Source organism: Zunongwangia sp., from assembly GCF_048269745.1.
Taxonomy (GTDB): Bacteria; Bacteroidota; Bacteroidia; order Flavobacteriales; family Flavobacteriaceae; genus Zunongwangia.
The window spans coordinates 1-14528 of sequence record NZ_JBLXIB010000019.1; the positions used below are offsets into that span (position 1 = coordinate 1).

At 31.0% G+C, this 14528-nt stretch carries 14 protein-coding genes; 13 read left to right on the forward strand and 1 reads right to left on the reverse strand.

Annotated elements, in window-relative coordinates:
• Positions 1-143 precede the first annotated feature (143 nt).
• The 4 genes from ACN0WI_RS15435 (at position 144) to ACN0WI_RS15450 (ending at position 3630) form a co-directional block, all read left to right on the forward strand.
• Positions 144-599 (forward strand): hypothetical protein, encoded by a 456-nt coding sequence (locus ACN0WI_RS15435; RefSeq protein ID WP_417887948.1) that lies wholly within the window; start codon positions 144-146, stop codon positions 597-599.
• Between the two features lie 224 nt (positions 600-823).
• On the forward strand, positions 824-1369 hold the full coding sequence (locus ACN0WI_RS15440; RefSeq protein ID WP_417887949.1) for a hypothetical protein: 546 nt from the start codon (positions 824-826) through the stop codon (positions 1367-1369).
• Positions 1370-1533: 164 nt separating this feature from the next.
• Positions 1534-2193 carry a hypothetical protein gene (locus ACN0WI_RS15445; protein WP_417887950.1) on the forward strand — a complete coding sequence of 220 codons (660 nt, stop codon included), beginning with the start codon at positions 1534-1536 and terminating at the stop codon, positions 2191-2193.
• A 168-nt stretch (positions 2194-2361) separates the two neighbouring features.
• Positions 2362-3630 (forward strand): M20 metallopeptidase family protein, encoded by a 1269-nt coding sequence (locus ACN0WI_RS15450; RefSeq protein ID WP_417887951.1) that lies wholly within the window; start codon positions 2362-2364, stop codon positions 3628-3630.
• 104 nt (positions 3631-3734) lie between these two features.
• On the opposite strand, the gene ACN0WI_RS15455 is transcribed toward ACN0WI_RS15450, so the two are convergent.
• Positions 3735-5276: an IS1182 family transposase gene (locus ACN0WI_RS15455; protein WP_290236952.1), complete on the reverse strand. Its 1542-nt coding sequence runs from the start codon at positions 5274-5276 to the stop codon at positions 3735-3737.
• Between the two features lie 895 nt (positions 5277-6171).
• Between ACN0WI_RS15455 and ACN0WI_RS15460 the strand changes: the two genes are divergently transcribed.
• The 9 genes from ACN0WI_RS15460 to ACN0WI_RS15500 all read left to right on the forward strand — a co-directional run bounded on the left by ACN0WI_RS15460 (position 6172) and on the right by ACN0WI_RS15500 (position 14496).
• The gene (locus ACN0WI_RS15460) at positions 6172-6789 is read left to right on the forward strand and encodes a hypothetical protein (protein WP_417887952.1); all 618 of its coding nucleotides are present in this window, start codon (positions 6172-6174) and stop codon (positions 6787-6789) included.
• Positions 6790-6956: 167 nt separating this feature from the next.
• Positions 6957-7541, forward strand: coding sequence for a hypothetical protein (locus ACN0WI_RS15465; protein ID WP_417887953.1), 585 nt, complete (start codon positions 6957-6959; stop codon positions 7539-7541).
• Between the two features lie 154 nt (positions 7542-7695).
• Positions 7696-8370 carry a hypothetical protein gene (locus ACN0WI_RS15470; protein WP_417887954.1) on the forward strand — a complete coding sequence of 225 codons (675 nt, stop codon included), beginning with the start codon at positions 7696-7698 and terminating at the stop codon, positions 8368-8370.
• A 475-nt stretch (positions 8371-8845) separates the two neighbouring features.
• Positions 8846-10354 carry a reverse transcriptase domain-containing protein gene (locus ACN0WI_RS15475; protein WP_417887955.1) on the forward strand — a complete coding sequence of 503 codons (1509 nt, stop codon included), beginning with the start codon at positions 8846-8848 and terminating at the stop codon, positions 10352-10354.
• A 267-nt stretch (positions 10355-10621) separates the two neighbouring features.
• Positions 10622-11188: a Crp/Fnr family transcriptional regulator gene (locus ACN0WI_RS15480; RefSeq protein WP_417887956.1), complete on the forward strand. Its 567-nt coding sequence runs from the start codon at positions 10622-10624 to the stop codon at positions 11186-11188.
• Positions 11189-11265: 77 nt separating this feature from the next.
• Complete coding sequence (locus ACN0WI_RS15485) at positions 11266-11994, forward strand: SDR family NAD(P)-dependent oxidoreductase (RefSeq protein ID WP_013070919.1); 729 nt, start codon at positions 11266-11268, stop codon at positions 11992-11994.
• A 170-nt stretch (positions 11995-12164) separates the two neighbouring features.
• A complete protein-coding gene (locus tag ACN0WI_RS15490; RefSeq protein ID WP_417887957.1) occupies positions 12165-13016 on the forward strand; it encodes an alpha/beta fold hydrolase in 852 nt (283 codons plus the stop codon).
• Between the two features lie 210 nt (positions 13017-13226).
• A complete protein-coding gene (locus tag ACN0WI_RS15495; protein WP_417887958.1) occupies positions 13227-13853 on the forward strand; it encodes a hypothetical protein in 627 nt (208 codons plus the stop codon).
• Positions 13854-14001: 148 nt separating this feature from the next.
• Positions 14002-14496, forward strand: coding sequence for a hypothetical protein (locus ACN0WI_RS15500; RefSeq protein WP_417887959.1), 495 nt, complete (start codon positions 14002-14004; stop codon positions 14494-14496).
• The last annotated feature ends 32 nt before the right edge of the window (positions 14497-14528 follow it).

Below are 14528 nucleotides of genomic sequence, written 5' to 3' on the forward strand. Positions count from 1 at the left end.
ACAACAATTGCGGCTTTGTGTCCTGCGGACACAACCGCACAAGCATAAAAGTCGGGAATTTTAGCTATCTTAGTTTCTAAACAATCTGCAACTGATTGTTATACAAATCCGTTGGCAAACATTTATCGCTCATACTTTTAAATATGATTAAATATGAAATAAAAAGGTCTAAACAAAGTGTTGGAAATTTTATACCTGTTGGATATGATTTTAAAACAATTAAAAAATCAGAATTAGATTCACACTTAAATAACGGGTGGTCATTTATTAGAAAAAAATATTTTATAATTACATCCATATTAGATTGGTGGAAAACATTAAAAAATGGAGAAAAAATCGCTTTTTTTGCTATTATTGTTTCCGCTTTTGTTTATTCTTTTTTTTGGTTAGTTGATAATCATTTAGATAATAAATATCAGAACTTAAACGATAAATACAATTCTCTAAATGCTGATTACAATCGTTTACAACAGACATTAATTTTGACTTCTGACTCATTAAATAAAGAACGTGAAAAGATTGAAACCATATCAAAGCCATTGCAATCCAAAACATCTTCTGATAAAAATCAAGCCGACAAAAAAAATATATCTGATTAAAAAAACGATTTGCCAACAACGTATATAAAAAATAGCTAGGTTCTTTCTAAATCGTAAATTTTGGTATATTTGGTAGGTCGCCAAATCTTTTGATTTGGCATTTGAAAAGTAAAGATAAAATCAAAATGCAAAAGTTTTGGCTTATTTTATGACGGAAAATTAATAACTAATTTCTACGCTACTTTTCATATACAATCACGTTGTAAAACATTAGACCAAATCATATGAAGAAATTTTTAGACAATGTTTTCAAGCCATATATCTTTCCCCTTATATTATTAGTAATTGGAGCATATTTAAAAATTGGAGATAATTTTAAAGAAGCAACAGAATTTTTTTCAAATCAATCAGAATCAATTTCTAAAATATTTAACTACCAATTTTATGTTTGGGAAATATTAATTTATTTAGCTTCTGCGTACTTAATCTTATATATAATCAAAAAGATTAGAGCTGGAAAAGGAGAAAGTAAAGAGACTAAAAAAATGCTAAAAGTGATTAGGAACTCGCCGAAAAAAATGCACGTCGTTAATGAATCTAATGGCGATAAATATATTTTTAAGTATAAAGCGAATGTAGATGAGGAAGAATACGTTTTTGATAAATTCCAAGCTTTTTGTTTGAACTGTAGAGATAAGCCAATCGTTATGGAAGACAATATTTATGATGGAAGTTTCACTTGCCAATGTAATCGAAGACTTGAATATGAATTTAACCGAAATGTTAAAAATCAAATAAAATCTGAATTTGAATCACACAGATTGCGTTAAAATAACGTTTTACAACAACGGCTATAGTTCATTGCGGCGGAATTTCCTCTCGGAAATTCCTGCGTATTTACTAACTTTGATTTACGGCGGAAAGAATCCTGCGGATTTTTCCGCAACGAAACCATAGCCAAAACCGTTGTGCAACATATAGAAAAACTGAAATTGTGAAATTAAAAATTGGAATATTAATTATACTTCTTTGCCAAATTGCAAAAGCACAGCAATCGGAAATGAGTGTGAATCAAAACCAGTATAATTCTGATTTTGTTGCTAATTCCGAACTTAAAGAACAATTTGATACAAAAATAAAATCCAAAAAAGAATTTGAATTAATTGCTTTACCGAATACTGATGGAAAAATTTCAGTATTTATTAAAAATAATTCTTCTGATACAATTTCAATCTCTCATCAGGACTTTAAAATTTACATTCTACAAGAAGCTATGGACGAAAATGGAATTTGGAAGCCAATAGAATATTGGGAAAGTTCTGATTGCGGAAACAGTTTTGGAAAAATTAAAATTGAGCCAAATGGAATAATTGAGACTAAATCGACAAAATATAATGGAAATTTTAAAACCAAAATTCGATTTAAGTTAAGTGAAAATAATAAAGTGTATTATTCCAATTCAATAATTGGAGATATTAATCCGAATAAATTGATTTTGCCAACTGATTTCAGTTTTACTTGGCCTTTAGCAATAATGGAAAACTTAGGAAATAAAACACCAATGGAATTACAAAAAAAAGTAGTTTTCCTAGAACCTAATGGAATGGAAGAATTTAATGAGTTTTTTGAGAAATCAATGAGCAAAAAAAATTGAAAAATACGTTGCACAACAATGCGTATAGCCAATTGTGGCTAAATACTTAGTCGATATTCGATGTTTTTAGCTATATTTATTTTAAGCGGACAAAACCTGACAAACCAATCCGCAACTGGCCATACTCAAAACCGTTGTGCATAATGCCGAAAAAACGACAAACAAAAAATGAAATTGAAAAATAGTATATTATTAATAGTCCTTTTGTTGAACATTTTACTTGGTTGTAAAACTTCCGAAGAGAAGAACATTCATCAAAAAATTGAAAATGACACGGAGGAAATATTTAACAAAATAGTTGAAATTAGAAGGAACTTCCACGAAAATCCCGAATTGGCTGGAAATGAAAAAAGAACCTCTGAAACTATTGCAAAATACTTATCGAATTTAGGATTAGAAGTTAAAACTGGTGTCGCAGGTTATGGTGTTATTGGAGTTTTGAAAGGTAAGAAAGAAGGGAAAAATATAGCTTGGAGAGCCGATATTGATGCTCTACCAAATGATTTTCCTGACGAAGTTCCTTTTAAATCAAAATTTAAAGGAATACAACACGGTTGCGGACACGATGTTCATATGGCAATTGGACTTGGGATAGCTGAAGTATTAGCTAAAAACAAAAAATCATTGAAAGGGACAGTATATTTTATATTTCAACCAGAAGAAGAAACATTTGTTGGAGCAAAAAATATTGTTAATAGTAAACTGTTTTCGGAATTGAATATTGATGAAATATATGCATTACACGTAACCAATTTACCAGTTGGTGAAATATTGGTAAAACCAAATGAAATATTTGCATATCAAAAAAGAGTAAGGATTATGATGAAAAACGATTTATCGAGCAAGGAAATAAAAGCATTAACAAAGAAAATTTTCAATTCGTTATCTCGTCCCAAAAATGAAAGTAAACCTTGGGATCTTTCACAAATGAATAATCCAAGCATTGGACTTTCAAATCCAAATACAATTTTCAAAGATTATTTAATAATTGACGAAAAATTTACTGAATATTCTAAATCAAACGAATTGATTTTAGAAACAAATTTGTATGAAACCAACAAATCAAATTTGAATCAAATTATTCCCAAAATTAAAGAAGTGATTGAAACGAATGGTTATAAAAATAAACTTATTTCTATTTCATTTATCCAAGAAAATCCAACCGTTCATAATGACACAGAATTGACAAACAAGGCAATAAATATTCTTGGTGAAAATCAAAAAAAGCTTATTGATTATGGGCAAATTCCATTTTTCAATGACGATTTCACCTATTTTCAACAAAAAATACCAGGTGTATATTTTCTTCTTGGTGGTTCAAATTCTGAAAAAGGAATTATAGCATTGAATCATTCACCAAATTTTGCAGTTGACGAAGAATGCATAAAAATAGGAGTAAAATCCTTTTCATCATTGATTTTTGAAAGGGCTAAATAAAGCACTATGCACAACAATGGTAACCGTTGCACAAGCCAATAATTTCAAAAAATCCTGATTTAAATAAGCCGCTTTAAGCGGTTTTATTGTTTAAAGTTGGTAGCCTATACTCCAAAAATTGGAGTGCTTAGAAGGCTACTTTTTAGTGCTCCTACAAGGTTTTGATAATAAATGGACTGGGCAAGCTGGGCTGCCCCAGTTTTTATACGTTTACCCGAATATTTGAGGTACTTCTTCAGGTTATAGGCAATGGCAGCCAGGTGCATGCACTTATTGGCCTGTTTGATCCCAATTGTGTGAATCTTCCGAAGTCCTAGATGTTCTTTCAAAATACCAAAGACAGGTTCTACCGTGCTCTGGCGCTTACCTTTCATATAACGGCCAAGCCTGCTGTTTACTCGTTGGTTGTTGCGTTCATATTCTTCACGGTAGGCGGTAATGTTGATCCGCTTCTCATGGCTCTTGCCAATACAAGCCGCTTTGATGGGGCAGCCCTTACAATCACTGCGTTTGGTAAAATAGTTATCCTTAAGCGTACCTTTCTCCAACTTCTGTTTCCGGAAGGTTACTTTCTTGCCCTTTGGGCACAACCAGTAGTTCCCTTCTTTTACATACTTGAAGCCTTCAGGGCCACCTTTATACGTACCATGGGCAGGAATGTAACTTTTGATCCCTTTACCTTCCAGGTAATGGTAGTTCTCCCCGCTGCTATAACCAGCATCGGCCAACAGATGTTTCCAAATCAAGCCTTCCCGACGTAAGCGGCGGTTTAAACGCATGGTGGTATCCTGTAAATATTGATTGTCTTTCTTATCGGCATGATATCCATGGATATCAGTGATCACATGGAAACCGGTATCCACTGCCATATTGCAGAGATAATTCAGTTTCCTGGCCTTGCCGGGCTTTACGCTGATACGGGCATCAGGATCTGTAGGACTGTAGTGTGTTTTATTACTAGTATAGCGGCTTCCCTTATTTTTAGCCCCGGGACGCATATCCTGGTCCTGGCTCCACTTTTTGTTTCGGCTCTCAATATCCTGAAGTTCCTTTGGACTGGCGCTGATCTGTTGTTGCTGCTTTGGGGCTTTATTGATCTTGGCTTTGCGGTCACGCTGGCTTTGTACCCGTAACTTAGCAAGATGATTCGCCAGTTCTTCGGCCGGAACTTTAATCTCCAGGCTATCCATGGAGGCGTTGGCTTTTATCGGAGCTGAGTCTATCGCCTGGGTATGTCCCTTGACCAGTCCCGATTCGATACAAAGCTGCAACACTTTGGTAAAGACTTCTTCAAAGATATCATCCGGAAATAACTGCCGGGTACGGCTTAGGGTACTATGCCAAGGAAGTTCTTCATCCACATCATAGCCCAGAAAATAGAGGATATCCAAACGCATTGAAGCATGAGTTATAACACCGCGGTCGGTAATCATATTTTCCAAATAGCCGACCAAACAAAGTTTAAAAAATACCACCGGGTCAATACTTTTTTGACCGCTGGTACCGTAAAACTTTTGGGTAAGTCTATAGAGAAAATCTAGAGATAGCGCGTCTTTTAAACGCCTGTAAAAATTCTCTTCGGGGATCCGGTCACTTAACCGAAAGGAGGTGAAGAGTTTTTCCTGATAATTCTTTTTGCCCTGCATGCAGTAAATTAGCTCTTTTTACTAACTTGTGCAACAGACACAATGGCTATAAGTAATTGCTTGTTCTCGCCTACTTCTGAAAATCCTCGCGGATTTTCAGTTTGGTGTGTACTTGCAAAGTTAACCGCTAAACCACGCAACTACTCATAGCCGAGACCGTTAGCCAAAATAACTCCAGACAAAATTACTTCCTGAAAACAAAACTGAATACGGATGACCAATATTCGATAAAACAGATGGTAATTTTTCAAAAGAAAATGGACAAAAATGCGCTCTGGAAACCGAACTGAACGCAGAAAAAATGGAATCGAAATTCGATAAATTCTGACACTATTTTTCAAACTTCAGAAATAAAAATATAAGATAAATAGAATCTAATTTTGGAGAAAATTGACTGGTATTTTTAGAAAAAATGAGTTTAATCGGACAATATTTGGCTTTAAAGCATTGAACTTCCATATTTAAACGAAATCCGAACAATTGAATCATCAGCAACGCGGAAAAGCAATACATGGAATCAAACTCTCGTTGAATTTCAATTGAAAATTCCGTAAAAATCAAAGAAATTAATTTTGCTTTCCTATAACATTAAAATTGTAGATTTTAAACAAGAATTTTATAGGACAAAAAAAGGAATTTACTTCTTTTCTAACATAAATTTCTAAAAAATTGACATTTGATAAATCTGACTATTTCCAACAAAAATGAGAACTGAAAACCAAGCAGAGCGTGTCGTTACATTGGCTAACAATGGTTATAATTCATTGCGGCGGAATTTTCTACCGAAAATCCCAGCATTTTGCTAAATTGTAGCCGTAACCGAAAAGTCCTGACGGACTTTTCCGCAACAAAATCATAACCTAACCCGTTGTAGTGCATTTGAGAAAAACCCGAAATGAACAAGAAAACTATTCATTCAAAGAAAATTATTAGACAAATAAACAAGTCGATTTCTGACTCTGAACACAAATTAAATATCGATTTCTTAAAGAAAGAAAAATATTATAATTATGAAATTGAAGAATGGTACGGAGAAGAGTTTGCAATAAAAGGAGAATTAAGAAAGAAAATTATTGAGACTCTCTTAAAAACGTATTTTGAATGGAAAAATGAACTTGATAAATTAAATAAAGAATATTATTTAGCAATTTGGCTTTATAATCCGAGAATGCTGAAATCAGAAATTGTGTGTGCAATAGATGAAAAAGTAAATTATTACGAAAATGAAAGTTTTTTAGCTTCTAATAAAAATAGTGAATTTGAGCTAAATCAATTTGGATTATTATCGAATGAATTACAAAAATTTACTTGGGACAGAAAAATTGATTTGGACTCTGTTCACGAATGGGAAATAAATTTTCCAAAAGAACAATATGAATCGGAAAAGGAATATAATAAAGACCAAAAATTTTATAATAAACTAATTCGAGAAAAATTTCACGTAGTAGAAAAAGATAACGAAAAAATATATTTTCATCCAAAAGGAGATGTTTGGATTGTAAAGCTGAAATAAAAACGCACTACAACACCGTGTATAATTCATTGCTAGTTATAGCTTACTTACGAAAGTCCTAGCAGACTTTCTATCCGTGGTTTATTTGCTAACTTTAGTGCTTAAAACACGCAACGAAATCATACACAAACACGTTAGCAAATATTTTATAAAAACATCATTTTCAAGTGGACTTCAAAAGATATGTAAAAACTTTATTGATTCTCTTACACTTATTAATACTTGCTTGTGATTCAAATAAAAAAGGAGACGATAATTTTAAAAATGAGGTTAATTCTGATTTAATAGAATCAAATCAAGAAATCATATATAAACTGTCAAACCAAAAAATAAATAAAACGGATATTGAGTGCGCCATACCAGAACAAATACGCTTGTTAGGAGATGATCTTAAGAATTGGTCTTTTATAAAGGAGACCGATTTATCCATTTATACTTCAGACTACGGACCTTTTCCCAAACGCAGCTGTTATTCTTTTATAGAAAATGATTTTACCAATGATGGAGAAAATGACTTCGTTTGTATCATGAAGGATAAAGAAAATGAAATTTTTCAATTGGTGGCATTCAACAATTACCAAAGTGAACCAAAATTTATCGTTATTGACGGAGTTGCAGATTATGGAGAATATGGAATTGGAAACATTCTTTATTATTCAAATAATGATGGCTTTATCTCTAATAAGTTAGGATCTGGAACAGCTCAAATTACTTGGAAAAATAATTCTTATCAAGTAAAGTACTCTGATTAAAACATTTGCTAACATCGGTTAACGAGCAAATAGCGGCAGATCATCGAAAAATGACATTTTTGACTACCTTTAAAAAGATAACTTAACCGATAAATAATCGTTTCCTAAGACCGCTACTTGCGTTAACCGGAGACGTTGCCAGTAATTTATTAAAATGGAAATTACTAAAAAAGAAGTTGAAAAATTAATTGAACTAGAAGAAGAAAATACTTTTAGCAAGCATCTTAAAAATGTAATTAATCGTGACTTTCGGAAAAAAGGAAAAATCAGTTCGAACGAAATAAAATTTTGGAAACAAGATTTTTGGAGTAAGACTATTTATCCAGTTTTCACATTTGAATTTAATAATGACAATCATCTAATAAATATTTCAGACAAAATAAATCCTATAGGTAAAATCTTGAATATAATTATATTTCTTTCATATTCAATCCTGTTTTTGATCCCTATTATAAATGATTTTGAAATTTTAAAAAACTGGAGATTTATTTCAATTTTTGTAGTGATCTTAGCTCTATCAATTATCCTAATTAAAAGCGTGTACAAATTTGAAAAACAAAACCAGCTTGAATATATTGTTGAGTTTTTAGATTTAGAAATTCTAAATGAAAAAAGTAAAAAAGAATGGACTTTAATAAAAATGCTGACACGAGTTTTAATTTATCCCATCTGCATCGGACTTATAATTTTAGCTATTTCGACTCTTTTTCCTGATGGAGAAATAAAGTTGGGATTGGTAAGCATTACTATAGCAGGAGCATATTTATTTACTGATTTGACTATATTGTTAAGAAAAAAAACTACTGGCAACAACGTATATAAAAAATAGCTGCGTCTTTTCTAAACTGGAAATTTTGGTATATTTGATAAGTCGCCAAATCTTTTGATTTGGCTTTTGAAAAGTAAAGATAAAAACAAAATGCAAAAGTTTTGGCTTATTTTATGGCGGAAAGTTAATCGCTAATTTCTACGCTACTTTTCATACACAAACACGTTAGGCAAAATATTAAAAAACTAAAATAAAGACACCAGAAAAATATTGATTATGCATTGCGATATCGAAATGTAAATTCAAATGTGAGGAATTAGATGAAAGCTATTAAATCAACTTTTAATCTTTTAAACATTTATATCTTTATTATAATACACTTTTATAATTACTCTATAAATCGCCCTCACCTATTTGTTTTTGATACTTATAATTTTATGATAAATAACTTATTGAAGTTCATACACAAGAGAATATGCCTGGTGTCTTTTTAGATAAATTGTTCATTGAGAATACGAAAAAAAGGTTCTATCAAATGAAAAATTTGACTGACTTTGTATCATTGCTTAATTATATAGAGTTTAGAGCTTACAAGAAAAAACTCAAGCCTTTAAATATAAAACACTTATACTATCTATCAAAAACTAAAGATGATAGATATATTGTATTTGAAATTCCCAAAAAAAATGGAAAAACGAGGAAAATAAAATCTCCTGATAAACTTATCAAAAGAGCTCAATCTCTTATAAATTTACTATTGCAAATTATATTTGAGAATAATTCTCACTATTCAACAAATGGTTTTTTATTAGGCAAGGATATAAAACGAAATGCAATACCTCACATTAATAAAAATTTTTTACTAAATATTGATATTGAAAATTACTTTCCATCTATAAATTTTAGAAGAGTAAAGGTAGTGCTTGAATTATCACCATTCAACCTTAAGAATGAAAGAGAAACTATAGGATTTTTAATAGCGAATTTATGTACTCACAAAAATTCCTTACCTCAAGGAGCTCCTACTAGTCCGATATTATCAAACATTGTAACTCAAAATTTAGATAGAAAACTATCAAAATTTAGCAACATTAATAAAATTAAATATACTAGATACGCAGATGATCTAAGTTTCTCTTCGAATTGGAATATTTTCAAACCAAAATTTATCGAAGAAATTGAAGAATTAGTTAATTCGGAGAATTTTAGTTTAAATTCTAAGAAAACTAGAGTAAGATCTTTTATGCAGAGACAAGAAGTTACTGGTCTTGTTGTAAATACAAAGCTAAATGTAAAAAGAGAATATTTACAAAAAGTGCGTGCTATGCTTAACAATTGGGAAAAGGGAGGTTTATATTTTGCAACAATGAGATTTAAAGCTCACCAACCAATAAGTAAAATAAATTTTGATTTTAAGGAAGTTTTATTAGGACATTTATCATTCTTAAAATTAATAAAAGGAGAAGATAATCAAGTAATTAAAAAACTTTTAGAAAAATATAATAATTTAAATAATCAAATTGATTACAGCTATATTGATATTAAAAATGTTGAAAAAAAGTTGAATGAGGATAACCTAAAAATGGAAAAAATATTCCTTAATCAAGAATTGCCTGATAACGATAAATTCATATCGTTTTGTACAATTGCATTTCATCAAATAGAAAATTTATTGAATTATTACTATTATAAAAAATTTGAAAATTTTGAAGATTTATTAAACGAATTGATAATTAATAACCAAAAGTTTAAGAGACGTTACAAAACTATTGAAAAGGCAAATCAAAGTTTTAAAAAAATAAGTGACTTAAATATCAATGTTCTTGTTTTCATTTATGAAAAAGAATTCTTTTTCGATAAAAAAATATCCTACGATAAACATATTACTATGCTAAGAGAAATTAGAAATGATGATTCTCACAGATGTAGTGTAATTGATTTTGATAAAGAAGAAATAATAAATGAATACCAAAAAATTGAAACAGAGAGGAAAGACAAAGAAAGTCGAGGTAAAAATTTCGAATATAGTACTAAAATTTCTTGAAAGAAAAAATTATAAATCTGTGAGACGTAATTTAAAAAATATTTCATCTAACATCAGAAAATACTTTGCCTAACACCGTATAACAACAATTGCGGCTTTGTGTCCTGCGGACACAACCGCGCAAGCATAAAAGTCGGTAATTTTAGCTATCTTAGTTTCTAATCAATCCGCAACTGATTGTTATACAAACACGTTAGCGGTCATTAAAACCGACACTTTTAACCAAATGATAAATTAAGCAAACTCAAATTTCTCCAACTTGCAATAATGGAAGAACTGATAGAATATATTTTACAATTTGGAATTTTGAATTCGCAACAAATTAAACTGATTGAAAAAAAAGTAACTGAATTAGAGCTCAGAAAAGATGAGTATTTTTCAGAAGCAGGTAAAACACCAAAACAAGTTGCATTCGTAGTAGAGGGTATTTTTAGAGGTTGTTATTATAATAATAAAGGAGAAGAAATAACACGTTGTTTTATTCAAGAAAAAAGTATAATGTGTGATTATGTGAATTTTGAAGCTAACGCCATTTCTTCCGATTACCTACAGGCTTGTACCGATTGTAAGCTTATTGTTTTTTCAAGGCAAGCTTGGGAAGAACTTTCAAACATTATTATGGGATGGGACGCTATTAAAAGTAAGATGGTTCAAATTTGTATGTATCAAAAATCTAGAAAAAATCCAGTAATTTCTCAAGATGCTACAACACGTTATTTGGAGTTTATAGAAAACTATCCCTCATTAGTTAATCGCATTCCTTTAACATATATAGCATCTTACTTAGGTGTAACGCAACAATCTTTAAGTAGAATCAGAAAAAACATCAGCTAAAATTGCTTTTTACCATTTGGTAAAACAACTCTTTTTTAATCGATAGAACTTTGCATCATCATTAAAAAAGAAATAAAATGAAGAAAGTATTAATCACAGGAGCCAACAAAGGAATTGGCTTTGCCACAGCTAAATTATTATTGCAAAAAGGGTATTACGTTTATCTCGGTAGCAGAAGTATCCAAAATGGTGCTTCCGCTGTTGATAAATTGAAAGCAGAAGGTTTAGCCAATGTTGAGTGCATTCAAATTGACGTAACAGATGACAATTCAGTTAAAACAGCTAGTGAAAAAATTGATGTTTTAGATATCTTAATAAACAATGCGGGTATCAATGGAGGAAATGATCCATACACCGCTTTAGAAGCCACACCAGCAGAATTTCAAGCGGCATTTAATGTCAATGTAATAGGAACATCAAGGGTTACCCAAGCATTTATCGATTTACTTAAAAAATCCGAAGAACCTCGAATTGTAAATTTAAGTACAAGTGTCGGTTCTCTTGCCTTACAAAGTGACCCAAACTGGCCAGCTTACAACTATGCTAAATATGCCGTTTATGCAGCTTCTAAAGCCGCTTTAAATATGTACACAATTCATTTAGCTTACGAACTTCGTGATACAAATTTTAAAGTAAATGCTGTTTGTCCAGGATTAACTGCTACAGATTTCACGTTTGGAAATGGCGGAGAAGCGGAAACAGCAGCTAGAAGAGTTGTAAAGTATGCTACAATTGACCAAAATGGGCCAACAGGAAAATTCTTTAGTGAAGAAACAAATCCTAAAACGGAGGAAATTGACTGGTAATAAAAAAAAGAATAATAACGAACCGCTAACAATATATATAAAAAATAGCAGAAAAGAGCTAAACACTTAGTTTATTCCTTTTCTGCTATCTTTGTTTTACACTGAAAATTAGTGGCTATAAATCTGCTACTTTTCATATACTAACCGTTAGCCACAATTAAAACCAAACAATGAAAGATTCAATTATTCATAAAATTCTTTTCTTTCTTTTAGTAATACAATTTAGCATTATCAATGCGCAAATTAAATTAGATACTGATTATGGAAATAATCGAACTATTGGAAAATATGTCGAGATAAATGGAGCAAAAATTTACTATGAAGAATACGGTAAAGGCGAACCCTTATTAATTATTCACGGATGTGGAGCTGACATTAAGTCAATGGAATATCAGATTGATTATTTCAAAGATAAATATCGGGTTATAGCTGCTGACAGCAGAGGTCAAGGAAAATCAGAATTAAAAACCGATTCTTTAACTTATACTCAAATTGCTAAAGATTGGGAAGGACTTGTAAAACATTTACGATTAGATTCAATAAACATTCTTGGTTGGAGTGATGGCGGAATTGTTGGAATGAAAATGGGGATTAGCAAAAAAACTAAAATTAAGAAAATAGTTGCCATGGGAGCCAATTTGAGACCCGATACTACAGCAGTCAACAGCTGGGCTCCTGAAAAAATCAGAAAAATGCAAGCCGAAGCATTGGAAATGATTAAAAAAGGAGATAAATCTCAAGATTGGAAAATGGAATTACAATTAGACGGACTTTTATTAAATCAACCGAATATTAGTCATTCTGATTTAAAGAAAATTAATGCCTCTGTCTTAATTATGGTTGGAGATAGAGATATAATTAAAAATGAACACGCTGTAGAAATTTTTAATAATTTACCTAAAGGACAGCTTTGTATAATGCCTGGAATTAATCACGGAGCTCCAAGAAATAAGCCAAACATATTTAATGAAATAGTAAACAGGTTTCTATCAGAAAAATTTAATTACGAAAAAAGAAAATAACTGTGGCTAACACAGTATATAACAAATAGCTAAAGTTCTCCTAAAACGAGAATTTTAGTATATTTGGTTAATCGCCAAATCTTTTGATTTGGCAACGCAAAATAAAAAAGTAGTTACAAAATGCAAAAGAGTTGGCTTGTGACGAACCGAAAATTACTCAAATTTGCTCGCTACTTGCCATATACAAAACCGTTGTGCGCAATATTTACAATGAGAATAACTAAGAACATATTTTATTTGGTAGTGATTTTTCAATTTCTCAATTGTACCAATGGAAAGAACCACGATAAAGGATCTAATGACGAAAAATCAAATTATGAAATTTCGGGAAAAATTAGACTTGCAATGCTAGATGAAATTTTAAAAGATAACGTCCAGATAATCAGAAATAAAAAAGCTCTTATAGTTCATCATAAATTAATGCCTGAAATTGAACATTTTAGCGGAAGTGGAGAAAATCTTGAGAAAATTGCATATTTAGATTACTTATCAAATACTTTAAAAGAAAATGATACGTCATTCATAAAATATCAAATTGACCAGCTTAAAGCGTTTTCCTTAGAAGATCTAGAAACAGATGGATATAATATTTTTGATTTTAAACATTATGTAAACAAGGATATAGAAATCGATTCCATATATCAAATAGTTGAACTGAGTAATTATGAAAATGGAATAGACAATCAAGCTTTACAATTTCTTTACGGACCTATTATGAACAAAAAGAAAAATAAAGTTTATTTAAAAATTGACACGCCTTACTCTGGAAACACTTATCTATTTGAAAAGAAAGATGGAGTTTGGTCTAAAAAAAATATAGGAAATTGGGTGGAGTAATACTGCGCACAACAACGGTTCATCGCCAATAAGCGGCACCGTTAGAAAGAAAATAATTATCTTGATCAACAACAAAATACTAAGCCGACAAATCCGCGTCCCTTACTCCGCCAACTGGCGATAACCGAGACCGTTGCCAGTAATTTGAATGAAAAACGTACAAGCAAAAATATTACTACTTTTTTTAATCATTTTAGTTGTTTCGTGCTCGACACAAAAAGGAATGATTAAAAAAGAAAAAACGGAATTTGGAATTGTAAAATATTACGTCCAAACTGAATTAAAGGACGAAAGTTATTTACAAACCGAATTGAATAATGAAAATGACAATAAACGGATTATAGTAAAAGTTGCAGATTCTGTTTATTACAGTTTGTATTCAGATGGAATTAATAAGAGGACGAAAAAAAGTAAGAATTCGGTTTATCGATTATTTTATGAAGAAATACCTAAAGAGTTGGATGCCCAAATTGCATATCAAAAATTATCGGGATTGGATTCGTTGGTATTAAATAGATCGGACAAAATATTAGACTCGCTGAGATGGAATGATTTTAAGCGTTGGAACGGAGCAAAAGCTTTCGAAATTGAAGTAATTTATTATCACGGATTTCCTAAAAACGGAAAATTTGAACCATACTAAACTGAATAAAAAACTACTGGCAACAATGTATA